The 25,531-nt window shown below is 47.9% G+C and carries 26 protein-coding genes; 16 read left to right on the top strand and 10 right to left on the bottom strand.

Annotation, left to right across the window (positions count from 1 at the left end; genetic code table 11):
* Positions 1 to 26: 26 nt before the first annotated feature.
* The 8 genes from NST20_RS15100 to pgmB form a co-directional block, all read right to left on the bottom strand.
* On the bottom strand, positions 27 to 869 hold the full coding sequence (locus tag NST20_RS15100) for a DUF1189 family protein (protein ID WP_342399769.1): 843 nt from the start codon (positions 867 to 869) through the stop codon (positions 27 to 29).
* A gap of 96 nt (positions 870 to 965) precedes the next feature.
* Positions 966 to 1,817: a sugar ABC transporter permease gene (locus NST20_RS15095; RefSeq protein WP_251460121.1), complete on the bottom strand. Its 852-nt coding sequence runs from the start codon at positions 1,815 to 1,817 to the stop codon at positions 966 to 968.
* Between the two features lies 1 nt (position 1,818).
* Complete coding sequence (locus NST20_RS15090; RefSeq protein ID WP_342399768.1) at positions 1,819 to 3,126, bottom strand: sugar ABC transporter permease; 1,308 nt, start codon at positions 3,124 to 3,126, stop codon at positions 1,819 to 1,821.
* Between the two features lie 86 nt (positions 3,127 to 3,212).
* On the bottom strand, positions 3,213 to 4,484 hold the full coding sequence (locus NST20_RS15085) for an extracellular solute-binding protein (RefSeq protein WP_342399767.1): 1,272 nt from the start codon (positions 4,482 to 4,484) through the stop codon (positions 3,213 to 3,215).
* 205 nt (positions 4,485 to 4,689) lie between these two features.
* Positions 4,690 to 6,495: an alpha-glycosidase gene (locus NST20_RS15080; protein ID WP_342399766.1), complete on the bottom strand. Its 1,806-nt coding sequence runs from the start codon at positions 6,493 to 6,495 to the stop codon at positions 4,690 to 4,692.
* 19 nt (positions 6,496 to 6,514) lie between these two features.
* Entirely contained in the window at positions 6,515 to 8,206 is a 1,692-nt protein-coding gene (locus tag NST20_RS15075) for an alpha-glucosidase (RefSeq protein WP_342399765.1), read from the bottom strand.
* A 160-nt stretch (positions 8,207 to 8,366) separates the two neighbouring features.
* Positions 8,367 to 9,323, bottom strand: a complete 957-nt coding sequence (locus tag NST20_RS15070) for a LacI family DNA-binding transcriptional regulator (RefSeq protein WP_342399764.1) — start codon at positions 9,321 to 9,323, stop codon at positions 8,367 to 8,369.
* A 6-nt stretch (positions 9,324 to 9,329) separates the two neighbouring features.
* Positions 9,330 to 10,013: a beta-phosphoglucomutase gene (gene pgmB / locus NST20_RS15065; protein WP_342399763.1), complete on the bottom strand. Its 684-nt coding sequence runs from the start codon at positions 10,011 to 10,013 to the stop codon at positions 9,330 to 9,332.
* 64 nt (positions 10,014 to 10,077) lie between these two features.
* Here pgmB and NST20_RS15060 point away from each other — a divergent pair, with 64 nt between their 5' ends.
* On the top strand, positions 10,078 to 10,203 hold the full coding sequence (locus NST20_RS15060; RefSeq protein ID WP_257677603.1) for a hypothetical protein: 126 nt from the start codon (positions 10,078 to 10,080) through the stop codon (positions 10,201 to 10,203).
* A 174-nt stretch (positions 10,204 to 10,377) separates the two neighbouring features.
* On the opposite strand, the gene NST20_RS15055 is transcribed toward NST20_RS15060, so the two are convergent.
* Positions 10,378 to 10,998 (bottom strand): LysE family transporter, encoded by a 621-nt coding sequence (locus tag NST20_RS15055; protein WP_029142425.1) that lies wholly within the window; start codon positions 10,996 to 10,998, stop codon positions 10,378 to 10,380.
* A 653-nt stretch (positions 10,999 to 11,651) separates the two neighbouring features.
* On the opposite strand from NST20_RS15055, the gene NST20_RS15050 reads away from it, so the two are divergent.
* Positions 11,652 to 13,076, top strand: coding sequence for a DEAD/DEAH box helicase (locus tag NST20_RS15050; RefSeq protein WP_019720981.1), 1,425 nt, complete (start codon positions 11,652 to 11,654; stop codon positions 13,074 to 13,076).
* 236 nt (positions 13,077 to 13,312) lie between these two features.
* Here the strand turns inward: NST20_RS15050 and NST20_RS15045 are convergent, their stop codons facing one another.
* Complete coding sequence (locus NST20_RS15045) at positions 13,313 to 13,912, bottom strand: rhomboid family intramembrane serine protease (protein ID WP_342399762.1); 600 nt, start codon at positions 13,910 to 13,912, stop codon at positions 13,313 to 13,315.
* Positions 13,913 to 14,193: 281 nt separating this feature from the next.
* Here NST20_RS15045 and acpS point away from each other — a divergent pair, with 281 nt between their 5' ends.
* The 14 genes from acpS (at position 14,194) to NST20_RS14975 (ending at position 25,516) form a co-directional block, all read left to right on the top strand.
* Positions 14,194 to 14,544 carry a holo-ACP synthase gene (acpS, locus tag NST20_RS15040; protein WP_029142790.1) on the top strand — a complete coding sequence of 117 codons (351 nt, stop codon included), beginning with the start codon at positions 14,194 to 14,196 and terminating at the stop codon, positions 14,542 to 14,544.
* A 140-nt stretch (positions 14,545 to 14,684) separates the two neighbouring features.
* Positions 14,685 to 15,701, top strand: a complete 1,017-nt coding sequence (locus NST20_RS15035) for an outer membrane lipoprotein carrier protein LolA (protein ID WP_342399761.1) — start codon at positions 14,685 to 14,687, stop codon at positions 15,699 to 15,701.
* Between the two features lie 206 nt (positions 15,702 to 15,907).
* The gene (gene alr / locus NST20_RS15030) at positions 15,908 to 17,059 is read left to right on the top strand and encodes an alanine racemase (protein ID WP_342399760.1); all 1,152 of its coding nucleotides are present in this window, start codon (positions 15,908 to 15,910) and stop codon (positions 17,057 to 17,059) included.
* A gap of 152 nt (positions 17,060 to 17,211) precedes the next feature.
* Positions 17,212 to 17,490, top strand: a complete 279-nt coding sequence (locus NST20_RS15025; RefSeq protein ID WP_014096808.1) for a hypothetical protein — start codon at positions 17,212 to 17,214, stop codon at positions 17,488 to 17,490.
* Positions 17,491 to 17,494: 4 nt separating this feature from the next.
* The gene (locus NST20_RS15020) at positions 17,495 to 17,845 is read left to right on the top strand and encodes a type II toxin-antitoxin system PemK/MazF family toxin (protein ID WP_013860680.1); all 351 of its coding nucleotides are present in this window, start codon (positions 17,495 to 17,497) and stop codon (positions 17,843 to 17,845) included.
* 565 nt (positions 17,846 to 18,410) lie between these two features.
* Positions 18,411 to 19,238, top strand: a complete 828-nt coding sequence (locus tag NST20_RS15015) for an RsbT co-antagonist protein RsbRA (RefSeq protein WP_342399759.1) — start codon at positions 18,411 to 18,413, stop codon at positions 19,236 to 19,238.
* A 3-nt stretch (positions 19,239 to 19,241) separates the two neighbouring features.
* Complete coding sequence (locus tag NST20_RS15010; protein WP_017553290.1) at positions 19,242 to 19,598, top strand: STAS domain-containing protein; 357 nt, start codon at positions 19,242 to 19,244, stop codon at positions 19,596 to 19,598.
* A gap of 4 nt (positions 19,599 to 19,602) precedes the next feature.
* Positions 19,603 to 20,004, top strand: coding sequence for an anti-sigma regulatory factor (locus NST20_RS15005; RefSeq protein ID WP_014096811.1), 402 nt, complete (start codon positions 19,603 to 19,605; stop codon positions 20,002 to 20,004).
* Positions 20,005 to 20,018: 14 nt separating this feature from the next.
* On the top strand, positions 20,019 to 21,029 hold the full coding sequence (locus NST20_RS15000) for a PP2C family protein-serine/threonine phosphatase (RefSeq protein ID WP_342399758.1): 1,011 nt from the start codon (positions 20,019 to 20,021) through the stop codon (positions 21,027 to 21,029).
* Between the two features lie 69 nt (positions 21,030 to 21,098).
* Positions 21,099 to 21,434: an anti-sigma factor antagonist gene (locus tag NST20_RS14995; RefSeq protein WP_026104587.1), complete on the top strand. Its 336-nt coding sequence runs from the start codon at positions 21,099 to 21,101 to the stop codon at positions 21,432 to 21,434.
* Positions 21,435 to 21,437: 3 nt separating this feature from the next.
* Positions 21,438 to 21,908 (top strand): anti-sigma B factor RsbW, encoded by a 471-nt coding sequence (rsbW, locus tag NST20_RS14990; protein ID WP_342399757.1) that lies wholly within the window; start codon positions 21,438 to 21,440, stop codon positions 21,906 to 21,908.
* Positions 21,886 to 22,665 carry an RNA polymerase sigma factor SigB gene (gene sigB, locus NST20_RS14985; protein WP_014096815.1) on the top strand — a complete coding sequence of 260 codons (780 nt, stop codon included), beginning with the start codon at positions 21,886 to 21,888 and terminating at the stop codon, positions 22,663 to 22,665. The genes rsbW and sigB overlap by 23 nt, the downstream gene beginning before the upstream one ends.
* 5 nt (positions 22,666 to 22,670) lie before the next feature.
* A complete protein-coding gene (locus NST20_RS14980) occupies positions 22,671 to 23,264 on the top strand; it encodes a PP2C family serine/threonine-protein phosphatase (RefSeq protein ID WP_026684338.1) in 594 nt (197 codons plus the stop codon).
* Between the two features lie 74 nt (positions 23,265 to 23,338).
* Positions 23,339 to 25,516, top strand: a complete 2,178-nt coding sequence (locus NST20_RS14975; RefSeq protein ID WP_342399756.1) for a Tex family protein — start codon at positions 23,339 to 23,341, stop codon at positions 25,514 to 25,516.
* Positions 25,517 to 25,531: the final 15 nt, after the last annotated feature.

The following is a 25,531-nucleotide window of genomic DNA, read 5'->3' as shown; positions in this document are numbered from 1 at the left end:
AAATCCTCCTCGTCAGCATCTTGTACTTACATGTCGTCCGTCAGAAATTTTGTTTTTAAAAAAATCATCGCAATGAAAAGCACCATGCCCAGTGATTGGATCATCATCATAGTTGCAGCACCTGCGCCGGCAAAGCCTGCCAACATGGCAATAATGGATGGAACCCCTGCTGCAGACAGCGTAATGGTTGCAGCCTGTTTCAATGACCGGATGCCGGAAAAACTTGAAAAACGTGTCAGGCAAAGTATCAGGGACACTGCCCCCATTAATAGCATATTGCTGAAAAGAAACAGGATTCCGATCAGGCATGAAACAAGCGGAATCAGGATGACTTTATGTTGCCGGAACCAGAGAGCGCCGGCAAAAGAAGCAAGATCACGGCCGTTTTGGATGATGATCTTCTCGTTTCCGGCCGGGTAGCGGACGGAAAAGCCAAAGCCGTTTTCATCAGCCAGAATGAGCCGGTCTTTCCGGAAAAGGAGCGCATTTTTGTAATGCGCGACTTTTGTATGGTAACGGCTTTCCGAAACGGCCGTGGTTTTGCGCGGATCAAAGGAGATAATCGTATCTCCGTGCTCCTTTGTCCACGCGTTGCCGGATTGGAGCACGCCGTTTTGAAAGGAAAGGACGGCGTTCTGCCCGGTATACCCGGTTTGTATCGCTGCATTTAAATGCGGCGCCACTTGCTCTAAGCTGATATTTCCTGCCCGCGCAAAAGAGAGTGAAAGCGGGGCAATCAGGCAGGCGTTTAAAAAGAGAAAAATGAGAATCAGTTTCCAAACGTTAAGCGCACCCCGGTACCGGAAAATTTTTACAGGTGAAACGATCATCGCAAAATAACCAGCAGGGAATCTTTGAATCTGTTCCATAAGCAATCCCACATTTCAATAAAGTATGCTATGTTTTTTACAAGTTTTTTCCGCCCGGGCCGGCGACTGTTAAAGCTGTCCATCCCGTTACGCCCTTTATCCTTTTGTGCCGCCCGACGTCAGCCCGGATACAAAGTTTTTTTGCAGGAAGAAAAACAAAATACAGATTGGCAGCGCGGCTAAAATGGCGCCGGCAGCAAAGAGCGTCACCTTTTGCTGGGTCGGGTTGGAAATAAATTGCTGGAGGCCGACTGCCACGGTTAAATGTTCCGGTGTCCGGAGCAAAAATTTGGCCAGCAAAAAATCCCCGAACGGCCCCATAAATGCCCAGAGTGCCTGGACGGCAAGCATCGGTTTAACAAGCGGGAGCACAATTTGCCAAAATACGCGCAAATGGCCGGCCCCGTCAATTCTTGCAGATTCGTCCAAATCGCGCGGCACCGTATCGAAATACCCTTTCATCAGCCACGTATTCATCGGAATGCCGCCGCCAACATAAAGCAAGGTTAAAAACCAGTACGTGTCCAGCGCGTCCAGGATATTCGCCAGTACATAAAATGCGGTCAGGGCCGCCATTGTCGGAACCATTTGGATGATCAGGAAAAAGACAAGGCTGTACTTTCTTCCTTTAAAACGGTAGCGGCTGTAAGTGTAGCCAGCAAGGGTCACGATGACGACCTGCAAAACCATCGTTGCAACCGCGATGATAAGCGTGTTTTTATACCATTCCGGATACAGCGTCTGGGTAAACAGCTGGCGAAAATTGTCCAATGTCCAATGGGAATGAAAATCCAGCTGGAAGGAAACGATATTGGATTCCCGGAAAGCAGACGACGCCGTAATCAGCAGCGGGTACAGAATGATCACACTTAACAGGATTAAAAACGCATAGGTGAAAAACCGGTTCCAGAAACGGGTGAATTTTTGATTTTTCATTAACGCCTTCATCCTACATCATCTCCTCATTGCCGAAAGCGTTCGTCTTTTTAAAGGCGATCATCGAGACGGCAATTACAATAAATGAAATCATAAGGGTAATCGCCGCGGCCATCGCGTACTGCGGCGATGTCCCGGTCGTCAGTTTATAAATCCAGGAAATTAAAATATCGCTCGACCCGGCCCCCGCTCCAACACTGCCCGGCCCGCCGTTATTAAAGAGATAAATAATCGTGAAGTTATTGAAATTAAATGTGTACTGGGTGATCAGAACAGGCGCGGTGGCAAATAAAATCATCGGCAGGGTAATCCTGCGGAACTTTTGCCAGAAATTCGCGCCGTCAATGATGGCGGCTTCGTATAAATCGCCCGGAATCGACTGCAGAACGCCGGTGACCATCACATAAATATACGGGAAACCGAGCCATGTCTGGATCATGATCAAGGCCACTTTTGTCCAGAACGGATCCGTTTTCCACGAGATGGCCGGAATGTCGGTAAACGGAAGATGGTTAAGCAGCGGAATGACCTGGGCATTGATGGCGCCGATACTGTCATTGAAAATATTGGAAAAACTCATAATGGTAATAAAGGCTGGCACCGCCCACGGTAGCAAAAAAATGATCCGAAACAGTTTTTTTCCTTTGATAAAAGGCTGGTTTACCACACAGGCTGTTAAAATGCCGAGCACAATCTGGCCGGTGGTCGCGCATAATGTCCAGATGATTGTCCAGCTGAGCACACTTGTAAACGTGGCCCGGTACGAGCTGAGCGAAAAAATATTTAAGAAATTTTTGATTCCGACCCAGTCAATTAGGCGGAAAGGCGGAATATGATAAAAATCATAGTTTGTAAAAGCAGTGAACAGCGTCACAAGCACAGGAAAAATGATGACGAATGTCATGGCCACATAGGCCGGAATCGTCAGCAAATAAGGAAAGCCTGCATCCCATGCGTTTTTTAAAATGGTATTGGCAGATGTGTTGGCTGTCCCCTTTAAGTTCCAGATGGCGGCAACACGCCGGGCATCATAAATATTCAGCAAATAAAAAGCAAGAAAAATGGCGATCAAGATGATTTGCAGGGAACCCTTGATCAGCAGAAACAGCGAATGGTCAACCCGCGGGACAGAACCCAGCGTGATAAAATCGTTTATTGCCGGGATGCCTGCTATGACCATTTGGATGACAAAAAGGATAAAAATGGCCAGAAAAAGGACGCCTTTAAAAGGCTGCTTGTTATAAAACTGGCCGAGCCCCGGGATCAGGGAGAAGAGGCCGGCTTTTCGGACATCCTTCAGTTTATTCAGTTCGGTTTCCATTTTGATTGCCTCGTTTCTATATTGGTCTGCTAACCATTTTGAAAACCAGGTGGGGGAGTGCCCCACCTGGAAATGAATAAAGCGGTCTATTTATTGGAATACTTTTGGGCAATATTGTCTTTGATCGTCTTCACCGCTGCATCGGCTGCCTGCTTTGGTGTTTTCTTGCCGCTCGCTGCGTCAAACATCGTCGATTCCATACCTTGAAAGACTTCTGCCATTTCCGGAACGTTTGGCATCGGCTGGGCAGATTTGTACTGTTCAACAACCGCTTTTGTCAGTTCGTCATTTGTCGCAGCCGCTTTTTCGCGCGCAGCCGGGTTGGCAGGGACTTCTTTGTATTTTTCATAGAATTTGTAGCTGTTTGCGGAGTTGGTGACGTATTGAATCCATTTTTCCGCAAGTTTCGGTTCTTTCGTATAGTTGGAAGCGACCCATCCTTTTCCGCCGCCGAATGCTTCGTACTTGTTGCCGTTCGGAAGCGTCGGGATCGGGGCTGCGCCGTAATTTACTTTTGCTTTCGCGTAGGTTTCCGCCGACCAAGGACCGTCAATGACGGCAGCTGCTTTGCCCTTTGAGAATTCTTCTGTTACAAAGTCGCCGGAGCTTTTTGTATCTTTCATTCCTTTCGGCCAGATATCCTTGAACCAGTGTGTGGCGTACGTAATGGCTTTTACGGAACCGGCATTGTTTAATCCGATATCTTTTGTATTTGTGCCGTTATCGCCGAACACATAGCCGCCGTAACCTGCGAGCAAGCCGTAAGAATAGTAGAAGTCCGTCCATTTAACAAGGAACCCTGTATTCTTTCCGGGTTCGGATGAAAAATTATATTTGCTGTCTTTCGCCAGTTTTTCAAGGTCGGCAAATGTTTTTGGCGGGCTTTTCAACAAATCTTTGTTGTAATAAAGGACGAGCGTTTCAATGACGAACGGGACGCCGTAAACTTTGTTGTCGATCATGACTTGGCGCTGGTCTTTTGCATCAAAGGCGCTGACATCTTTTTTGGACAGTTTAAGCAGATGCCCCTGCTGGCCGAGGCCACCGATCCGGTCATAAGGAGCGAGCATCACATCCGGGGCTTTTCCTGCCGGGCCGTCCAAAGGCAGTGCTTCCAGCTGGTCAAACATCGGCTTTTTGACCACTTTTACAGTACAATTGTTTTTCTTTTCAAAATCGCCCTTAATACTGTTGACATAATCGGCATATTTTTCTTCCACGGAAACCGTAAGCGTCTTTTTGCCGCCGCTGTCTTGAGAAGATCCGCTGTTTGTTTTTTTCGATCCCCCGCACGCGGCGAGCGCCATGATGACGCCCAAGACAAGTGTAAGCACGAACAGCTTCTTGAATACTTTCATTTTATGAACCTCCCTTTTTTTGGTACAACCTTATTCAACCTTATTATAGAAGAGAGTAGAAAACGATTACAATGTAAAATTTTCTGTTAACGGTAACAGAATAAAAAGCCCCCTGCTAGGTATCCGGCAAGGGGGAGGGTTAGTTTGTGATTTTTAGAAACGCAATGGGAAGCGACGAATGGGTTTCACGAACGCTCCGGCCAGGTCAGTTTGTGATTTCCAGAATCGCAAAGTCCATTGGCGGGAGGACAAGGGTTTTGTTTGGAACCGGTTTGTTTTCCCACGCGTCTTTTACGGTGTCCGGTTTTACATCCAGCTCGCTCCACGGGATGGCCTGTTCTTGGTCCGAACGGTTAAAGGCAAACAGCAAGGTGCATTTTTCCCCTTTGCGCAGGAAGCTGACCACTTGTTTTTCGTTATCGGTTTTCAGCCAGACGAGATCGCCGTATGTCAAGGTTTGTTGATGGTCTTTCCGGAAGCGGATCAGCTTTTTCATAAATGCGAGCATGTCGCGGTCCTGCTTGTCTTCATCCCAGACCATGCATTTCCGGCAAAGCGGGTCACCTGCGCCGTCTATTCCGACCTCCGTGCCGTAATAAATGCACGGCGAACCGGTATGCGCGAACGTAAAGGCAAGGGCAAGCTTCACCTTTTGCTTGTCGCCGCCTGCCTTTGTCAAAATCCGCGGGGTGTCATGGCTGTCAATCATATTAAACAAAACCTCGTTGTTGGACTGCATATAATGCATAAACTGCTGGTTGAGGCTGTGCATCAGTTTTTCGGCGGAAATTTTTTCATCCACAAAGTATTCAATTATTGTCTGCGTAAATGGATAATTCATGACCGAATGAAACTCATCGCCTAAAAGCCAAGGCCATGCATCATGCCAAATTTCGCCGAGAATAAAAACATCCGGTTTCTCGCCTACAACGGCCTGGTGGAACTTTTTCCAAAAAGCATGGTCGACTTCGTTGGCGACATCAAGGCGCCAGCCGTCAATGTCAAATTCACGGATCCAGTAAGTCGCAATATCGAGCAAATACTGTTGCACTTCGGGATTGGCCGTATTCAGCTTCGGCATGCTTGTCGTAAAAGCAAACGTATCAAATGAGAGCGTATCCTGCCCGTCAATGTTCCCGTTTTCGCCTTCGCGGACCGGGAAAGAGTGGATATGGAACCAGTCTTTGTAGCGCGATTTCTCCCCGTTTTCTAGCACATCCTGCCACTGTTTTGAATTTTTCCCGATATGGTTGAACACCGCATCGAGCATAATCCGGATCCCGCGTTTGTGGGCTTCTTCCACCAGTTTGCGGAATGTTTCTTTATCGCCGAAATGTGGGTCAATCGTAAAATAGTCGAATGTATCATATTTATGATTGGAAGGGGCTTCGAAAATCGGCGTCAAATAAATCCCGTTAATGCCAAGATCGGCGAGATAATCGAGATGGCCGATGATCCCCTCGAGGTCGCCGCCGAAAAAGTCGTCCACGCCCGGGTCTTTGCTTCCCCACGGCAGGGCATTTTCCGGAGAAATGGCGGGATTTCCGTTTGCAAACCGTTCAGGAAAAATCTGGTACCAAATGGTGGACTTCACCCAGTCAGGCGCCTTGAACATATCGGTTTCGTGCATAAACGGAAATTTAAAATAATAGTCGGGCACCCGCAGTGTATCTTCATTTACCGGGTAAAAGCCGCGCCCGCCATAAAAAATGTCGCTGCCATCCGTGCCGGTAAGGATAAAGGCGTACTGCAGGCGGCGGTGCGGCGGGCAGACTTCGGCAAACCAGACATCGTGCGCCTCTGTTTCAGCCTTTTTTTCCATTTCAAGGCGTTCAGATTCCCAGTGGTATTCCCCGTCTTCCTTTTTTTTAAATAAATACGGGTCTCCCCAAATGAGGACGGCTTTCTGAATGTCCCCTTTTTTCGTGCGCAGCTTCAGGTGCATCGTTTTTTTGTCATATATATACGCATCCGCGCTGAACGGCTGATGAAAAATTCCTGCAAATTCCATCTTTTCTCCTCCTCTTATGCTACATTTGTAATAAGACAAAGCATTCAAAAGGCGATAGCATCAGTTTGCTTGGCACCGCTTTGCTATGATAGCCGTTGTTATTGAGCAGGCATGCCCATCTGTGGCGGGTAAGTTCCGGGCAGGTAAAGGTCTGCAGTTTTTTCGATGTATTGCAGACAACCATGGCACAGCTGCCTTCATGCTTCCGTATATACGCGTAGATGTCCGGGTCCTCATCAGCGAGCATTTCCCAGCTTCCGGCCGTAAAGACAGGCATGTTTTTTTTCAGTTTGAGCAGTTTCCGGTAATAATGCAGCACGGAGCCGGGATCTTTTTCCTGCGCCGCCACGTTTACGGCCCGCGTATCTTCATTGATGCCGAGCCACGGAGCATATGTAGAAAAGCCGCCGTATCGATCACTGTTCCACTGCATAGCGCCTCTTGACGTATCTTTAGAGCGCTGTTGCACCATTTTTAAAATTTCTTCCTCCGCAACGCCTTTCTTTTTCGCAATTGTGGCGAGCCCTTTGATACTTGGGTCTTCATAGTCTTCAAGCCGCGGGAGCTTCAAATTCACCATGCCGATTTCTTCGCCCTGCAGCAAAATCGGCAGCCCCCATTGCAAATACATCAAAGTGGCAAGCATCTTTGCGCTTTTTTCCCGGTATTTGCCTTCGTCCCCGAAACGCGACAAGACCCGCGGCATATCATGATTATTCCAGTAGAGCGAATTGAAGCCTTCTCCGTACAAGTCATGTTGCCACTGGGACATCGCTTTTTTAAAAGCAAGCAAATCCCATTTTCCCTGTTGCCAGTTTTGCGGGATACCCGGTTTTTTTGCTTCTGTGTCAAACCCTAAGTAGTTAAAGGTAATGATGCAGTCGCATTCTTCGCGGTCCGGACTTGAATAAAGCCGGGCAAGCTTCGTGTCGGCGGAAGCTGTTTCCCCGATTAAAAAAGCTTCCGGATGCTTCGCTTTAATCGTACGGTTAAATTCACGGATATAATCATGGACACGCGGCAGGTTGGCATAATACTGTTCTGCAAGCACAAACGCTTCTTCCGAGTTTGTTTTAACGGGAAGAAAACGGGTGTCCTTTGCCAGGTGAATCACCGCATCCAGCCGGAATCCATCCACACCTTTATCCAGCCAGAATAGGGCGATTTTTGCCATTTCTTCGCGCACTTTTTTGTTCTCCCAGTTCAAATCGGGCATTTTGTCGCTGAATAGATGAAAATAATATTGCCCGGTTTGTTGATCCAATGTCCATGTGCTGCCGCCGAAAAAGCTCGCCCAGTTCGTCGGTTCACGCCCTTTGACAGGGTCATGCCAAATGTAGTAATCCCTGTACGGATTTTCTTTGCTTTTCCGCGCTTCTTGGAACCACGGGTGGCGGTCTGATGTATGGTTCAGCACGAGGTCCAGAATGATTTTGAGCCCGCGTTTTTTCGCTTCCTTGATCAGGTGTTCCACATCTTCCATCGTGCCGAAAACCGGGTCGATTTTTTCGTAGTTGCTGACATCATAGCCGTTGTCCACATGCGGCGATGCGAAAATCGGATTGAGCCAGATGGCCGTTGCCCCGAGATCGCGGATATAATCCAGCTTTTCAATGATGCCCGGGATATCGCCCACGCCGTCCCCGTTTGTATCTTTGAAACTGCGCGGATATACCTGATAAATGACATCTTTCCACCACGCATCTTGCAAAGCGGTTCACCTCCACGTTTCTTCTATACTCTTTCAACGTATCATCACCCCTTTATGCGGAACAAATTTTTCAGCGGTGTTACCGTTAACAAAATACTTTTTACGGGTTTGATTGGCCCAAGCCCATCCTGAAAAAAATAAGCAACCGGTGTAAGACTGCTTATTCACAGACGGTGGAGGGGCGGATGACCACTTCCGGTTCAAAAAACCGGTGCCCCTGGGATTTCCCGTTTTCCTGAATTTTTTTCAACAGCATACGTGCACACGCTTCCCCCATTTTTACAACGGGCTGGCGCACGGTTGTAATATGGGGGGCGGAAATCCGGTCAAGAAACACCCCGTCAAAACCGGTGACTGCAACCTCACTTGGTATGGCGAGCTGCAGCGATTGGGCGGCTCTGATCACACCGAGGGCAATCCGGTCGCTTGCGCATACAAACGCGCATCTTTCCTTCCGGCTGGATAAAATTTTTTCCGCTTCTTGCTGGGCGGCGCTTGAACTGTTTTTGACCCTGCAAAGAAACGGCGGCAATCCGTTTGCTTCGGTTGCATCCAGATAACCTTTTTGTCTCGCAAACATAAAGGGCTCTTGCAGGTCAATGCCGAAAAAATAAATTTTTTTAAATCCGCGGCGAATGACATGCTCTGTTAACAGCCGTACGCCTTTTTCATTGTCCACATCAATAAAATCAAACCCTCTGTCATTTTGCCCGAATAAAATCACCGGTTTGGAAAATTCTTTTAAAATGGTATCGTAATCCTGGCTGCGGACACCCGTCGCAATCACACCGTCGCACTGGCCGATGTCCTTCGATTTCCGTGTGACCAGCTGAAGCGAGTAGTGGTTTTGGTCGAGCTCCTTGGCAATGCCGGTCAGCAAGTTCATATAATACGGCTCTGTCGTGTCCATTTCTTCCAATATCAGGAACTTGATGACCTGGGTACGGTTGGAGACGAGGGCACGTGCCGCATAATTGGGTACATAGTTCAACTGCTCCATCGCCTCATATACCAGTTTTTTTAAATCATCTCTAACCTGTTCGGGGTGGTTAAGGACCCGTGAAACCGTCATCTTTGAAACATTCGCCTGTTTTGCGACATCGGAAATGGTAGCCATCACGCCTCATCCTTTATTTTTCAGAAGAAATGCGCTTTCAATTTTTTCAAAATCAAGGTCCCGGGTTCCTTCAACAAGGAAATCCGCCTGCTTCATTTTATCCGGCGTGCCGACCCCGACTGCAAACATACCGGCCGCTTTAATGGCCTGGATGCCGGCTTCCGCGTCTTCAATGCCGATGCAAAATGCCGGATCCGCGTCCAGCTTGCGGGCGCCGGTTAAAAAGATTTCCGGATCCGGCTTACCGTGCTGAATGCGGGCAGCGTCCACGATTTCATCAAAAAAGGAAGCCACCCCCAGTCTGTCGATGACAAACATAGCGTTTTTGCTCGCGGAAGCCAGCGCTGTTTTGATTCCCCTTTCCTTTATATCTTCGAGCAGGTTGTGGATGCCCGGAAGCAAATCGGCAGGGGAAATTTGGCGGATCAGTTCTTTGTAATATTCATTTTTCCTGTCCGCGAGCTCGTTCAGCTTTTCTTCGGAAAAGGAAGGCTCCGGCCGGGCGTTCTCCAATATTTTCTTTAAAGAGTCCATGCGGCTAAGCCCTTTAAGCGCTTCATTAAAATGGCGGTCAAAAGGAATCTGCAGCTCATCAGCCAGCTTTTTCCATGCTAAGTAGTGGTATTCCGCAGTATCTGTGATGACCCCGTCTAAATCAAAGAGAACGGCTTGGATATGTGATGCTGCCATTGACAATTCTCCTCCAACTTATAAAGTTTGATTGCTGTTATGATTAGTATACGGGAAATTTCTCTTGAAAACTATAGAACTATATAAGTTGCTTGTCGAAATCAGCAGAAAAGGCGAAAAAGACCCGGAAAAAGCGAAAGAACCGGCGAAAAGGGGAAAAACCCGGTGCACTTCGAAAAGCGCGGTTTAAATGAAAGGATTCCATGCCCACTTCAGAAATCGTCCCTTTATTTGAAAAAAGGGTGACTGAATCGGCAAAAAGGGCCGGACGGGAAAAAGCGGGCGGAAAGCAAGAACGGGCTGATTTTTTCCGGAAAACCAGCGAAAAGGTACAAGAGTCCGGCGGGCCTTTTGTTTGCTTATGCTACAGGCTCTTGACCGCCTGAATGCCGAAATAAATGCCGAAACCGACAAGAGACAGGCCGGACAGTCTCGAAATGAAAAGAATCAAACGGTTGGTTAACAGTTTTCCGAAGCTGCTTGAGACGGCAGCCATCGAAAAGTCCCACAGCGCCACCCCGATAAAGATGGCCAGGCTGTAGAGGAGAAACTGCTGTGGGCCTACGGATTCAGCTGTTTTTGCAAGCACGGAACCGTAAACGCCGAGCCAGAATAAAATGGTGAGCGGATTGGTCAGAGACATTAGAAAACCGGTCAGGAATGATTTTGACAATTTTTCTTTGTTTCTCATCAAACCGGAAATCGGCTGATTGGCTGCAATCATGCTTTCAATGCCGGTGTATGTAAGGACAAAGCATCCGAAAAACCAAAGGAATGATTTTACAAATCCGATGCTGAGCAAATGGACGACACCGAGATAAACGAGCAGCATATACAAACCGTCTGCTGCCATGGCGCCGATTCCGAGCAGCCATGAGTGGAGAAAGCCATTTTTAATCCCCTTGTCAATTTGAGCGGCATTCACCGGCCCGATCGGCGCAGCAAGCGATAGCCCCAGAAAAATATAACTAAACATGCTTTCCATCATTTTCCCCAGCCTTTCCATCATGCGATTGATATATTTGTATTCAGAAACCATAGCCTGTACAACTAATAAAAGCAAAATGGATGCCATAAATGGAAAAAATGAACCCAAACGATGAAAGTGCATAAACAGAGTCGATGGGTTAAAAGTGCGCCATTATTCTTCCATGGATTGAAGAAATAAAAATCTTAAATTGCAATATTAAATGCAACAAGTATTGAAAGACCAGATAACCCATGATTAAGTAGAATCGGGACACGCTGCGCAACTTGACGTGGAGTGGCGGGCATGGTAGCCTGGTTGGCCCAGCCAGTACCGTATACCTGGCTTCATGGCTGGTAGCCATGCCCGCAGAGGCTCTTTGTCAAGTTGCTAAAAACCAACCCTTTGGGTTAGCTGGCTTAAGGTTAAGAAGCTAAGCCAGCTAACTAGCGGCGACCATTGGTACCGAAAAATTGAAAGTCCCAAAATGATTGTGAAAAAACCACGGCTCCATATTCGTTGAAATCTTGCCGTATTCATGTTACGATTACCGTACATCGTTTACGCTTTTAGCTGACAATGCTCAAAAGAGTATATTTTTTTGCCGAAAAGGGAAAACCCCTAAGGGAGATATGCGGCCCTGTTGAACGTTTAGAAGGAGATTGAGAAGATTGACGAAGTTTTCAGAATTAAATTTAAGCCCGGCAATTTTAAAAGCTGTGAAAAGAATGGGGTTTGAAGAGGCATCGCCGATTCAGGCAGCCACCATTCCGCTTACCATGCAAGGGAAGGATATTATCGGCCAGGCGCAGACAGGTACGGGAAAAACTGCAGCATTTGGCATACCGTTGATTGAAAAGATTGATCATAGAAGCCGTAATATTCAAGGAATCATTATCGCGCCGACCCGCGAGCTTGCCATTCAGGTATCTGAAGAATTGTACCGGATCGGCCAGTATTCGCGCGTTCATGTGCTGGCTGTTTACGGCGGCCAGGATATTTCGCGCCAGATCCGCGCGCTGAAAAACCATCCACAAATTATTGTCGGGACACCGGGACGGATTCTTGACCATATACACCGGGGGACCCTGAAACTCGACCATGTGCATACGCTTGTGCTTGACGAAGCGGATGAAATGTTGAATATGGGCTTTATTGATGACATTGAAGCCATTCTTTCCACCGTGCCGAAAGACCGCCAAACGATGCTGTTCTCGGCAACCATGCCGGATCCGATCCGGAAAATTGCCGAACGCTTCATGAACAACCCGGAACTTGTCCGTGTGAAAGCAAAAGAAATGACCGTTCCGTCTATTGAACAATACTACATTAAAGTCCAGGAACGTGAAAAATTCGATGTATTGTCAAGGCTTTTGGATGTACAGTCTCCGGACCTTGCGATTGTGTTTGGGCGCACGAAGCGGAGAGTTGATGAACTGGCGAATGCCCTGACCTTGCGCGGCTATCTTGCAGAAGGTATTCACGGTGATTTGAGCCAGGCGAAACGCTTATCGGTACTCCGAAAGTTTAAAGACGGGAAAATTGATGTGCTTGTTGCCACCGATGTTGCGGCACGCGGGCTGGATATCTCGGGTGTAACCCATGTTTACAATTACGATATTCCACAGGACCCGGAATCCTATGTGCACCGGATCGGAAGAACGGGCCGTGCCGGACGGGAAGGCATGGCAATGACCTTTGTCACGCCGCGGGAAATGGGCTATCTCAAAACGGTTGAACAGACAACGAAAAAGAGAATGCTCCCGATGCGCCCGCCGACCTGGGATGAAGCGTTTGAAGGGCAGCAGCGCGTCACCATGGAACGGATCGGGGAAACCATCAAAGAAGGCAATATTGATGAATATATGTCGGTAGCGAAAGAGCTGCTTGCAGAATATGACCCGGCTGAGGTCACGGCAGCTGCTTTGAAACTGATGACGAAAGAGCCGGATAAAACACCGGTTCATATTTCAGAAGAACGGCCGCTTCCGCATAAAAAAGACCATAGCAGACGGGGCAAGCCTGCAGGGTCCTACAAAGGGTCTTACAATAAGGGAAGAAAGCCGAGAAGAACAACAAACCGCAAACCATTTTAACCAAACGAAGGCGGGGCCAAAAAAATAGAGCATCATCAGCTTTACGAGCGGGCCGGTTTGTATCCGGCTGCGACTCTTTACAAGTAAAAATGCCGGTATGGCAAAAGTGCCGGCGCCCCATTAAAAAAGCAACGGCAGCTCCCGTTGCTTTTTTTAAAGCAGAAGAATTCGTTTTTTTTCGTAAAAGTCATTCCCCCGAGCAGCACGCCGGCAACGAGTCCGGAGAATTGGCTTTTTTAAGCGGGAGAAGCCGCTTTTCTTTGCAAAAGCATGCCTCCAAGCAGCATGCCGGCAACGAGTCCGGAAAGATGGGCTGTATGATTGGCGCCAGGCTGCATCATAGCCGTTACAACGGAAATGACCGCGATCGATAAAATGGTTTGCCGGCTTGTTTTTGGTATATCTTCTCCGACCCAGACAAGGGCGACATATGCGCCGATCAGGCCGAACAGGGCACCGCTCGCACCGGCATGGGAATAGGTAAGCGGAAGCAGAAAAAAAGAAGCGATATTGGCGCAGCATCCGCAGCCAAAATATAACAGGATAAACTTCCATTTTCCGGCCAGCCGTTCGAGACAGGGGCCGAGCAGCAAAAGGGAGAAGGAATTCAACAGCAGGTGGCTGAAATCAATATGGACAAAAACAGGGGAGACAAGCCGCCATATTTCCCCTTGGGCAATATAAAGGTTCACACCGGACAGTGCTTCATAAAGGGTTTGTGTTGGTAAAACCGGAAGCCGCATGGCCGCAAACAGGAGGCACTGGGCCAGGAAAATGGCAAATACGACGGGATAGGAACCAATAAAAGCAGAAAAGCGGATCGGGCGGATCAGCATTGCAAATACTCCTTTCGATGGAAAAGCTCTATTTATACATATGCCGGAAATGACGAATTAGACGTCCGGTTTGCTTCTAACCGCAACCGCCAGCAGGATGGAAAAAGGGATAGCCCAAATCCGGCTCGTATTTTCAAAAAGGGCCGAACCGCCATCATGGATACCAGCAGAACGATTTACCGGCGCATATTTTCACGGAAGGCAGAGGCACCGGCAGCAGTGTGAAAATCGGGTATCGGAAATTTTGTGGTTTATACTCTGGAAAAACAGAAGGTGAGCACATGATCAAAGGCATTGGCATTGACATTGTCGAGCTTGAAAGGATAAAAAAGCTGTATGAACGGCAGCCGCGGTTCCCGGGGCGGATTTTAACGAAAGTGGAGCAGCAACAGTTCGGCAAATTGGCAGAAAAAAGGAAAATTGAATTCCTTGCCGGCAGATTTGCGGCGAAAGAAGCATATTCCAAAGCTTTTGGCACGGGAATCGGGGGTGCGTTATCTTTTCAGGAAATTGAAATCGCAAAAGATAAGAACGGCCGCCCGTATTTTTCAAAGCCGGCAGGGCCCCGCGCCCATTTGTCGATCACGCACAGCCGTGAATGTGCATTCGCCCAAGTGATTCTGGAAGACTGAAGCTATAACGTTTTTTCAATTCCCCATCATACAGGCCCGGGTTGTCTCATATATTCAAAGTAAGAGAGGAGAGACAAGGCACGGGCTTTTGATGAAGCCTTTCTCTTCATAAGATTTGAGACAATAAAGGGGTTGAAAGGATGAAGAGAAAGTACTGGGTTTTGTTTGCGGCTCTGTTTGTTATTTTTCTGCTTTCCGCCTGCGGAGCGAAAAAACCGCAGGATGTGGCCGGAAAATTAAATGAAAAAGTGGAGAAGATGGACGGCTACAAGCTGAATGCGAAAATGACGCTTGAAACGGGCAATGAACCGCGGACATACAATATTGAAGTTTGGCACAACCGGCCGGGATATTACCGTGTCAACCTGAAAAATGCGGGCGAGGGGCAAAGCCAGATGATTTTGCGCAATAAAGAAGGCGTGTTTGTGGTCACGCCCGCCCTCAACAAAAGCTACAAATTTCAAAGCGACTGGCCGAACAACACAAGCCAGGCGTACCTTTATGAATCGCTTGTGAAAGACATATTGAAAGATAAAGAGGCAAAGATGACGGTGAAAAAGAACCGATATGTGTTTGAGACGAAGACACGCTATCAAAATCATAAGATGCTGCCGTACCAGCAAATTACTTTTGACAAAAGGACGCTTGCACCAGTCAGTGTGAAAGTGATGGACACGGACCGCAATACGCTTGTCAGTGTGCTTTTTACAAAAGTGGATTTTAATGCAAAATTCGACAGCAACGCGTTTGACACGAAAAAAAATATGACAGGAGCGAAACTCGAAGTGCCGGTGGATGGAAAAGTCGGCAACAAAGAGTTTTCGGTAAAATATCCAACGGCAAAAATCGGGGGAACGACGCTGCTCGATGAACAGGAAGTTGCCATTGCAAACGGTAAGCGCGTTATTTTGACCTATACGGGCGATAAAACGTATACGCTGATTGAGGAAAAGGCAGAGGTACTTCCAGCTGCTTCCACAGAACCGATTCCTGCAAACGGGGAAATGGCGGATCTCGGGTTTGCGTTCGGGATCAAGACAGGTGACTCCCTGTCCTGGACGGTGAACGGTGTCGAATACACGCTTGCCTCCAAATCGCTATCGGCTGCGGAAATGATGGAAGTCGCCCAGTCTGTCGGAAGAGAACCGGAAAAATAAAATGCGGATAACCAACCCGTTCGTAAGCACAAAAAGCACAAGCCCGCAGCCATTCTCTGCGGGTTTTTTTTCTTGATGCGGTTACAGCACGTCTCTTCCGGCAACCCGCCCCAAACCGGATTGATAAGACTTCCTTTTAAAAACCATTGACAACGCGGTCTGCGCGTTCGATAATCAGGATATGGAATGATAAAGGAAGTGTAATCATGGCTTTTTACCGGGATACATGGGTGGAAGTCGATTTGGATGCCATTTCGGAAAATGTCGGAAATATGCGCCGCCTTTTGCCGGAGCATACGCAAATCATTGCGGTTGTAAAAGCCAATGCTTACGGGCACGGCGCGGAATATGTGGCGAAAACCGCGCTTGCATCCGGAGCTTCAGCGCTTGCGGTTGCATTTTTGGACGAGGCGCTCGCGTTACGAAAAAAAGGGATTACCGCTCCGATACTTGTTTTGGGGGCAGCCCGTCCGGAAGATGCCGGAATCGCGGCTGAAGAAAACATCTCCCTGACTGTTTTTCAAAGAGACTGGCTGGAGGAAGCAAGCCGGCATTTAACCGGGCGGAAACTGTCCGTCCATCTTAAATGTGATACCGGAATGGGCCGGATTGGCGTAAGAACCGTACAGGAATTAAAAGAAGTGGAAAAAATCGTGAACCAACAATCCTGTTTCTCTTTTGAAGGGATCTTTACCCACTTTGCGACAGCGGATGAAATTGATACGGCTTTGTTTGAAAAGCAGTACAGCCGGTTTCAGGATATGGTTTTAAACCTCGAAACCCGCCCGCCGTATGTGCACTGCGCAAACAGCGCCGCCGCTTTGAGATTTGACCAGTCTCCGTTTAATGCTGTCCGTTTCGGCATTGCGATGTACGGGCTCTCCCCATCGCCCGCCATCAAGCCGGTTTTGCCGTTTCCGTTAAAAGAGGCGTTCTCCCTTCATACGAAGGTGACGCATGTGAAACAAATCCATGCCGGGGACACGGTGAGTTATGGTGCCACTTATCAGGCTTCCGGCGATGAATGGATCGCCACGCTGCCGATTGGATATGCAGATGGCTGGATTCGCAGGCTTTCAGGTCAGGAAGTGATCATCGACGGGGAAAGAGCGCCTATTGTCGGCAGGATTTGCATGGATCAGTGTATGGTAAGGATCCCCCGTCCGGTTGCTGTCGGGACAAAAGCAACGCTGATTGGAAAACAGGGGGATTTGTCCGTTCCTGTTGATGAAATTGCCAAAAAGCTCGATACCATCAACTATGAGGTGACCTGTTCCATTTCAAGCCGGGTCCCGCGCGTTTTCCGGAAAAACGGGAACGATGCCGCGGGCGTGTCGAATCCGGTCCTTGAAGGGTGAAAAATGTTTTGGCGAATTTTGAATAATGGCATGATTTTTTTGCCGATAATAGACAGGAATGGTGATTTGGCCTTTGCATATAGTGTATTTGATGGTATGATGAAAAGGGAATGGAAAGCAGAAACGGTGTCTAGTGCGTGGAGGTGTAGCAGGTGTCTGAACCTATTTCAACAGAAATTTTAGTCCGCTTGCCGCAGCAGCTGTTGACGGAATTGGACGGATTTGCTGAAACTGAAAATATGAATCGCAATGAGTTAATTTACCGTGCCACAAAAATGTATTTAAAAGAACGGAAAAAACGCCAAATCCGCGAAACGATGAGGCGTGGCTACATGGAAATGGCAAAAATTAATTTGGCGATTGCCTCCGAAGCGATCCAGGCTGAATACGAAGCAGAACATACAGTTGAAAGCCTAGTAAGCGGGGGGTAATCCTTTGATTGTTAAGCGTGGAGACGTGTACTTCGCCGATCTATCTCCGGTGGTCGGCTCCGAGCAGGGAGGCGTACGTCCTGTCCTCATTTTACAAAACGACATTGGAAACCGTTTTAGCCCCACTGTCATTGTTGCCGCTATAACAGCGCAAATCCAGAAAGCAAAATTGCCCACGCATGTGGAAATCGATGCAAAGCGTTACGGTTTGGAGAGGGATTCTGTGATATTGCTTGAACAAATACGCACAATCGATAAACAACGCTTAACGGATAAGATTACGCATCTTGATGAAGAAGTCATGGAGAAAATTGACGACGCCCTGCAAATCAGCCTGGGACTGGTCGAATTTTAGAAACGCTCTTTTTAAAGGGCGTTTTTTCATGCTACTGGCTCATTGCCGGCTAATAAGGAGCAGCTTATACTTTTTCGGATTTTTTCAAGCTTCAGGCCGGGTGTTGCAGTTTTTTCATCGAGAATTTTACCCTCTTGGAATTTCACGCCTTTCGTCCGGCCTGAAATTCAAACGTAAAAAATCACATTTTTTTCACGCGTCGGGACTGAAATAATGAAACCTGATTTCAAAAAATACAGGAAAAGGGGTTTAAATCTGTCTTATAGCGGGTATATGACAACGTTATAAGACGAACGAAAGAAATTTTCCGGAAAAATGCCTTTTGCCCGATTTCTGTGCCATTTACATAAAAAATATTTTCCGGTTGCTGGCAAAAACAGATATAATAACATATAAATCAAATGGATTTCCCTGTTTTTTTCAACAAACCGGTTCAGAAAATCCGCCGGGGCTAAAGGCAGCAGCTCATTTGTCTTTTTGCAAGCCTTCCGGAAAAGCCCGGCATGTCTGCCGCCGGCTGCCAAAGACGGGCGCTTCAAACTGTTCGGAGGAAAGAGGGTTGACCATGCAATCATATTTAGCGGAATTTATACCGGAACATAAAGATGAAATACTGGACAAATGGATGAAAAGCATGAAGGAAAAAGGTGGTGCCCCATTTCACTTCGATGAAGGTGTGGTGTTTGAAAAAACAAGCCGGGATTTTGTCGAAGTGATTCTTGCGCGGCTGACGAAAAGCAATCACGAATATGAGAAACAGCTCGGCGAGTTTTCCGAAAGAATCGTGACGCTGGGCTGGCCGCTCACTTTTGCAACGACCGGCATTCAAATTCTCGGGGATATTGTTTACAACCTGATGATGAACCACAACCCGGATGCGGTGTTTGAAAAGCACCAGGAATTCTGGGAAATCTTTCGGGAATGGACCAATGCCGTCCAAAATGAATTTGTCAATGCTTATACCACCATTTGGGAAAAAACCATTTCGCTTCAGCAAAGTGCGTTAAAGGAATTGTCCGCCCCCTTGATTCCGGTATTTGACAAAATTGCCGTCCTTCCATTAGTCGGCACCATTGACTCGGAAAGGGCAAGACAGATTATGGAAAACCTGCTGTACGGCATTGTGAAAAACAAGTCGGAGGTGGTACTGATCGACATTACGGGCGTGCCGGTTGTTGATACGGTTGTTGCCCATCATCTCATTCAGGCGGCAAATGCTGTCCGGCTTGTCGGCTCCCGCTGCATGCTTGTCGGCATCCGCGCTGAAATTGCACATACGTTAACAAATTTGGGAATCAAATTAAATCATATTACAACAACGAGTACACTGCAAAGAGGAATTGAACAGGCTCTTGAAATGACAGGGAGGAAAATCGTAGAATGGGAGGGTTGATTGATGCGCATACCCATTTTAAAGCTGGGAAACTGCCTGCTGGTCTCGATCCAATGGGAGCTTGATGACCAGACAGCTTTGGAGTTTCAGGAAGATTTGCTTCAAAAAATATACGAAACGAATGCAAGCGGTGTTGTCATCGACATCACCTCTATCGATTTTATTGACTCATTCATCGCAAAAGTGCTGGGCGATGTGGTCAATATGTCCAAAATGCTGGGCGCAAAAGTGGTCATCACCGGAATCCAGCCTGCAGTCGCCATTACCCTGATCGAGTTGGGGATTACGATGGAGGGCGTCATGACGGCACTGGATTTGGAAAGCGGCCTGGAGAAATTAAAACAGGAATTGGGGGACTAGCTGTATGGATAACCATTCCTGTGTAAAAATTTTGAATGAGTGGGATATTGTGGCCGCCCGCCAGCTTGGGAGAAACATTGCAAGGGAGCTCCATTTCGGTGCTGTCGACCAGGCAAGAATCACAACGGCCATCAGCGAACTCGCCCGCAATATTTTTATATACGCAGGACAAGGGGAAATCCGGATTGAGAAAGTTCTGCAAGACGGGAAAAAAGGGCTGAAAGTGATCGCTACAGATAAAGGGCCGGGGATTGAAAATATCCGGAAAGTAATGGAAGACGGCTATTCCACATCCGGAGGGCTTGGGGCAGGCCTGCCGGGAGTAAGGCGCCTGATGGACGAATTTGATATCGTTTCGGCGCCGAATGAGGGAACAACCGTTACCGCAATCAAGTGGATACGATGATAGGAGGAAAAAAGATGGATTTCCGCGATGCAATGGAGCAGGAATATAAAGAGATTCTCAGCCATTTTTTACAGCATCCGGATGAACAGGCGCTGTACCAGTGCGAGAAGTTCAGCCGCAAACTGATTGAAAACCGGATCTCTCCTGAAGACATGATTATGTGCCACCGCTCTGTTTTGCAGCAAATCGAACCCGGGCTTTCCAAAACGGTGCAGCAGTCCTTTGATGTCCTGCTGGAAGTCATGCTTGCCTACGGGCTCGTTTACAGGGAACAGCAAAGCCTCCGGACAAAACAAAAAGAACTGAAGAGCGAAATTGAGATTGCTGCGGGCATGCAGCAAACCCTGCTCAAGGCGAATGTCCCGGAGCAGGATGGCATCGATATTGGCGTGATCAGCATGCCGGCCAAACAAATGAGCGGCGATTATTATCATTTTATTGAAGATGAGAACCGCCGTATCGGTATTGCAATCGCGGATGTGATCGGGAAAGGGATCCCGGCGGCGCTCTGCATGTCCATGATCAAATACGCGATGGACAGTTTGCCGGAATACAGCCACCAGCCCCATATCATTTTGGAAAATCTGAACCGCGTCGTTGAACAGAATGTCGACCCGAGTATGTTTATCACGATGTTTTACGGTATGTATGACCCGGTAGTACATAAGTTCTCCTACGCATCCGCCGGGCACGAGCCCGGTTTTTACTATCATGCGGAAACGGATGAATTTGAGGATTTAATCGCAAAAGGGCTGCTTTTGGGCATTGAAAAAAAATCGAAGTATCATGAATATATAAAAGATGTACAGCTCGGCGATATGATTGTGCTGTTGTCAGACGGCGTAACGGAATGCCGGACAAAGGAAGGATTTGTCAGCCGGGAAACGATTACCGGCCTGATCCGGAAAAATATTCGAAAGAGCGCACAGGAAATCGTGGAAAATGTGTACAGGGAGCTGGAAAGATGGCAGGAATTTGAATTGCGTGATGATTTTACCTTGCTGATTTTAAAAAGAACTGCCTAAAAGCAGGTTTGCCATCAGCCCGGAAAGGGTATGAACCACTTAGTGATGAATGTTAAAGAGGTGAAAGAAATGGACTTTGCAGTAGATGTAAAGGAAAAGGAAAGTCAAAATACCTTAAACGTAACCATTTCGGGGGAAATTGACGCATTTACAGCTCCAAAATTAAGAGAAGCATTTGAACCATATGAAGGAAAAGCAGGTTTGGAAGTTTTAATAGATTTAACCAATGTTTCATATATGGACAGCACCGGGCTGGGTGTTCTGGTCGGTTTGTTCAAAAGCTTGCGGGCAAACGGCGGGATGCTCACGTTGACGGGGCTTTCCGACCGTTTGAAACGGCTGTTTGATATTACAGGCCTTTCCGACATCATGAAGATTAATACCGAAATAGAAGGTGGAGTGTGAGACATGGAGGAGTTTGATCATATCAGTATGAAAATCCCTGCCAAAGCGGAATATGTCGGAGTCATCCGCCTCACCATTTCCGGTATTGCAAGCCGCATGGGATTTGATTACGAACTCATCGAGGATTTGAAGATCGCCGCGAGCGAAGCTATTACCAATGCTGTCCAGCATGCCTATAAGGACAAGGAGGACGGGGAAGTCAGCATCGATTTCAGCCTCTATCCAGACCGCCTTGAAGTCATGGTTTCCGATAAGGGAGACAGTTTTGATCTGGAAAAGGTAAGGAAACTTGCTGGGCCTTACACGGAAGATGTGCAGATCGAATTTATGAGAGAAGGAGGATTGGGCCTTTATCTCATTGAAAGTTTAATGGATGAAGTCCGCATACATTATGATGGCGGGATTACAGTCATGATGACCAAGTACCTTCAAGGGGAGCAGGTGGAGACGAATGTCAAAACTGCCTCAACCTGATCAGATTGATGTCAATCAATTGATACAATCTTTTCAGCAAAACGGCGACAAAGAGGCGCAGGAAATACTTGTCGCGCACTACCAGAAACTTGTGGAGTCGCTTGCCCGCAAATATTCGAAAGGAAGAGCCTACCAGGAGGACATTTTCCAGGTGGGGATTATCGGCCTGCTCGGCGCCATTCAGCGCTTTGACCCGAATATTGGAAAAAGCTTTGAATCCTTTGCGATTCCGACCATCATCGGAGAAATTAAGCGGTTTTTGAGAGACAAAACATGGAGTGTCCACGTCCCCCGAAGGATTAAAGAACTCGGCCCGCGGATTAAATCCACTGTTGAAAAACTGACGAACGAACTGCAACGCTCGCCAAAAATCGCTGAAATTGCTGCACATCTTGAAATCTCAGAAGAAGAAGTGCTGGAAGCAATGGAAATGAGCAAAAGCTACCACGCACTTTCCGTTGACCATTCGATTGAGTCGGATTCAGACGGCAGTACCGTGACCCTGCTGGATATGGTCGGCAGTGAAGATGACGGATATGAAAAAGTCAACCAGCGGCTTGTGCTTGAAAAAGTGTTGCACGTACTGAGCGAGAGGGAACGCCAGGTCATCCACTACACGTATATTGAAAATTTAAGCCAGAAGGACACAGGCGAGAAATTGGGGATTTCGCAAATGCACGTCTCGCGCCTGCAACGCCGTGCGATCAAAAAACTGCGGGACGCCATAGAAGGTGAACTGCAACATGTGGAGAATTAGCCATTATGAATTATCTTAGTTCAAAGCAAGTAGAAGTATATGGATTTCAGACAACAAAGGCCGGCCGGGACCTGTGCGGAGACGCCTATTTTATGAAGGCAACGGATGACTATTTCCTCTGTGTGCTGGCAGACGGGCTGGGGAGCGGGGAATTTGCCTACTACTCTTCCCAGGCTGTTGCGAAAGTCGTGAAAGAACAATCGGATGACGATGTTGACACGCTGATGGACGCATGCAATCGTGCTTTGTACCGGAAGCGGGGCGCAGCGGTTGCCATTTTCAAAGCCTGTTTTAAATCACGCCAATTTGTTTACAGCTGTGTCGGCAACATCCGCTTTTTTATGGTGGCACCGGGCGGCAAACTGACTTATCCGATCCCGATTACCGGGTACTTGTCCGGCAAGCCGCAGCAATTCAAAACCGAGATTTTTGACTATGAACCGGGTTCCAGGTTCGTCATCCATTCAGACGGCGTGAAAGAGCGGAATGTCCAATCTTTTTTGAAGAAATGTGAGTCCATCGAACGGATTGCCGACCGGTTAAAAGAACAACAGACCATGGATGATGATGCTACATTTATTATTGGGAGCTTGCAGTAAAGGCAAGCTTTTTTATTTTGCAATTTTTTTCAGCCCGTAAAGCATGATAAAATAACAGAAGAGTAATCAGAAGTGTGGTGTTTAATTTGGAAGAAAAACAGGCAAGGCTGATCAGCCGGCTGGGAAAAGAATTGCAGTTCCCAGAAAAGAGCATCCGGAATGTCATCGGTTTGCTGGAAGACGGCAATACCGTTCCTTTTATTGCCCGTTACCGGAAAGAAATGACCGGTGCGCTCGATGAAGTGCAGATCCGTGACATTATGGAGCGGTGGAACTATTTGCAAAATCTTGAGCAGCGAAAAGAGGAAGTCATCCGCCTGATCGATGAGCAGGGAAAATTAACAGAAGAACTGAAAGGAAAAATTTTACAGGCAGAAAAGCTTCAGCTGGTAGAAGACCTCTACCGCCCGTATAAGCAAAAACGCCGGACAAGGGCCACGATTGCAAAGGAAAAAGGGCTGGAACCGCTGGCCCGCTGGATGCTTTCGTTTCCGGCTGAAGGCGATCTGGATGCTGAACTGGCATCGTACGTATCAGCGGAAAAGCAGGTGGCATCTGCCGAAGAAGCATTGCAGGGCGCAAAAGATATAATTGCCGAAATGGTTTCGGATGAGCCGAAATACCGCGGCTGGATCCGCGGCCAAACGTTTAAAACAGGCGTGATGGCAAGCACCGTCAAAGACGCGGAAAAAGATGAGAAAAAGGTATACGAAATGTATTATGCCTACGAAGAACCGGTCCGCAAAATTGTTCCTCACCGCGTGCTTGCCCTTAACCGCGGCGAAAAAGAAAACATTTTGCGCGTATCCGTTGAGACGGACACCGAGCGGATTTTGGCGTATTTGAACCGGCAAGTGATCCGGAATGAAGCCTCCATTACAGCCGGCATCGTCAAGGAAGCGGTGGAAGACGGCTATAAACGGCTGATTGAGCCCGCCATTGAAAGGGAAATTCGCAACGAACTGTCCGAAAAAGCGGAAGACCGGGCGATCCATATTTTTGCCGAAAATTTAAGGAACCTACTTCTCCAGCCGCCTTTAAAAGGAAAAACGGTGCTCGGGGTTGACCCGGCGTACCGGACCGGCTGCAAACTCGCAGTCGTGGATGAAACGGGCAAAGTGCTGAAAATCGGCGTGATTTACCCGCATCCGCCAAAACCGAAAACAGAAGAAGCCAAAGCGATCGTAAAAAGTATCATCCGGGATTTTAAGGTGGAGGTCATTGCGATCGGAAACGGCACAGCCTCACAGGAAACCGAGCAATGGATTGCCGGGATTTTAAAAGAAATAGAAGAAGATGTTTCCTATGTGATCGTCAATGAAGCGGGGGCAAGCGTCTACTCCGCATCCGACCTTGCACGCAAAGAATTTCCCGATTTGCATGTCGAAGAACGGAGCGCTGTCTCCATCGCCCGCAGGCTCCAGGATCCGCTGGCAGAGCTTGTGAAAATCGATCCGAAATCGGTCGGTGTCGGGCAGTACCAGCATGACGTTTCGCAAAAGAAACTGAATGAATCGCTCACTTTCGTCGTTGAAACGGCCGTCAACCAGGTCGGGGTCGATGTCAATACCGCATCCCCGTCTCTTTTGCAATATGTGTCCGGGCTCAGCAGCACTGTAGCGGGCAATATTGTAAAATTCCGCGACGAGAACGGCAAATTCAAAAACCGGGCCGAACTGAAAAAGATTCCCCGCCTCGGCGCAAAAACATACGAACAAAGTATTGGCTTTCTCCGCATACCGGACGGGGAAGAACCGCTTGACAAAACACCGATCCACCCGGAAAGTTATGATGCGGCAAGAGCTTTGCTGAATGAACTGGGCATGACGACAGCGGATATCGGGACAGAAAAGCTGATCCAATCGCTTGAAGCGCTGTCTGTCCCGGAAATGGCGAAGACACTCGGCATCGGCGAACTGACCTTGCAAGATATTTTTGAAGCCTTGAAAAAACCGGGCCGCGACCCGCGCGACGAACTGCCGAAACCGCTTTTGAAAAAGGATATTATGAAACTGGAAGATCTGAAACCGGGGATGGAGATGCAAGGAACCGTCCGGAATGTCGTCGATTTCGGGGCGTTTGTCGATGTCGGCGTGAAAGAAGACGGGCTTGTCCATATTTCGAAATTAAGTAAAGGTTTTGTTAAACATCCGCTTGATATCGTCTCGGTCGGCGATATTGTCACCGTGTGGGTGGAGAAAGTGGACGTCCAAAAAGGAAGATTATCGCTCACCATGCTTCCGAACGCTTAAAAGCGAAAAGAAGAT

The sequence above is a fragment of the Weizmannia sp. FSL W8-0676 genome (assembly GCF_038593015.1).
In the GTDB taxonomy this organism is placed as follows: domain Bacteria; phylum Bacillota; class Bacilli; order Bacillales; family Bacillaceae_C; genus Weizmannia; species Weizmannia coagulans.
Note: the sequence above shows the minus strand (reverse complement) of the source record. Positions and strands in the feature narration are given on the sequence as shown.

What these genes read in the sequence shown, in the direction of transcription:
- NST20_RS15100 (WP_342399769.1), bottom strand. Translation starts at nt 869, where the DNA reads ATGGAACAGATTCAAAGATTCCCTGCTGGTTATTTTGCGATGATCGTT.
- NST20_RS15095 (WP_251460121.1), bottom strand. Translation starts at nt 1,817, where the DNA reads ATGAAGGCGTTAATGAAAAATCAAAAATTCACCCGTTTCTGGAACCGG.
- NST20_RS15090 (WP_342399768.1), bottom strand. Translation starts at nt 3,126, where the DNA reads ATGGAAACCGAACTGAATAAACTGAAGGATGTCCGAAAAGCCGGCCTC.
- NST20_RS15085 (WP_342399767.1), bottom strand. Translation starts at nt 4,484, where the DNA reads ATGAAAGTATTCAAGAAGCTGTTCGTGCTTACACTTGTCTTGGGCGTC.
- NST20_RS15080 (WP_342399766.1), bottom strand. Translation starts at nt 6,495, where the DNA reads ATGGAATTTGCAGGAATTTTTCATCAGCCGTTCAGCGCGGATGCGTAT.
- NST20_RS15070 (WP_342399764.1), bottom strand. Translation starts at nt 9,323, where the DNA reads ATGGCTACCATTTCCGATGTCGCAAAACAGGCGAATGTTTCAAAGATG.
- pgmB (WP_342399763.1), bottom strand. Translation starts at nt 10,013, where the DNA reads ATGGCAGCATCACATATCCAAGCCGTTCTCTTTGATTTAGACGGGGTC.
- NST20_RS15055 (WP_029142425.1), bottom strand. Translation starts at nt 10,998, where the DNA reads ATGGAAAGCATGTTTAGTTATATTTTTCTGGGGCTATCGCTTGCTGCG.
- NST20_RS15045 (WP_342399762.1), bottom strand. Translation starts at nt 13,912, where the DNA reads ATGCTGATCCGCCCGATCCGCTTTTCTGCTTTTATTGGTTCCTATCCC.
- acpS (WP_029142790.1), top strand. Translation starts at nt 14,194, where the DNA reads ATGATCAAAGGCATTGGCATTGACATTGTCGAGCTTGAAAGGATAAAA.
- NST20_RS15035 (WP_342399761.1), top strand. Translation starts at nt 14,685, where the DNA reads ATGAAGAGAAAGTACTGGGTTTTGTTTGCGGCTCTGTTTGTTATTTTT.
- alr (WP_342399760.1), top strand. Translation starts at nt 15,908, where the DNA reads ATGGCTTTTTACCGGGATACATGGGTGGAAGTCGATTTGGATGCCATT.
- NST20_RS15015 (WP_342399759.1), top strand. Translation starts at nt 18,411, where the DNA reads ATGCAATCATATTTAGCGGAATTTATACCGGAACATAAAGATGAAATA.
- NST20_RS15010 (WP_017553290.1), top strand. Translation starts at nt 19,242, where the DNA reads ATGCGCATACCCATTTTAAAGCTGGGAAACTGCCTGCTGGTCTCGATC.
- NST20_RS15005 (WP_014096811.1), top strand. Translation starts at nt 19,603, where the DNA reads ATGGATAACCATTCCTGTGTAAAAATTTTGAATGAGTGGGATATTGTG.
- NST20_RS15000 (WP_342399758.1), top strand. Translation starts at nt 20,019, where the DNA reads ATGGATTTCCGCGATGCAATGGAGCAGGAATATAAAGAGATTCTCAGC.
- NST20_RS14995 (WP_026104587.1), top strand. Translation starts at nt 21,099, where the DNA reads ATGGACTTTGCAGTAGATGTAAAGGAAAAGGAAAGTCAAAATACCTTA.
- rsbW (WP_342399757.1), top strand. Translation starts at nt 21,438, where the DNA reads ATGGAGGAGTTTGATCATATCAGTATGAAAATCCCTGCCAAAGCGGAA.
- sigB (WP_014096815.1), top strand. Translation starts at nt 21,886, where the DNA reads ATGTCAAAACTGCCTCAACCTGATCAGATTGATGTCAATCAATTGATA.
- NST20_RS14980 (WP_026684338.1), top strand. Translation starts at nt 22,671, where the DNA reads ATGAATTATCTTAGTTCAAAGCAAGTAGAAGTATATGGATTTCAGACA.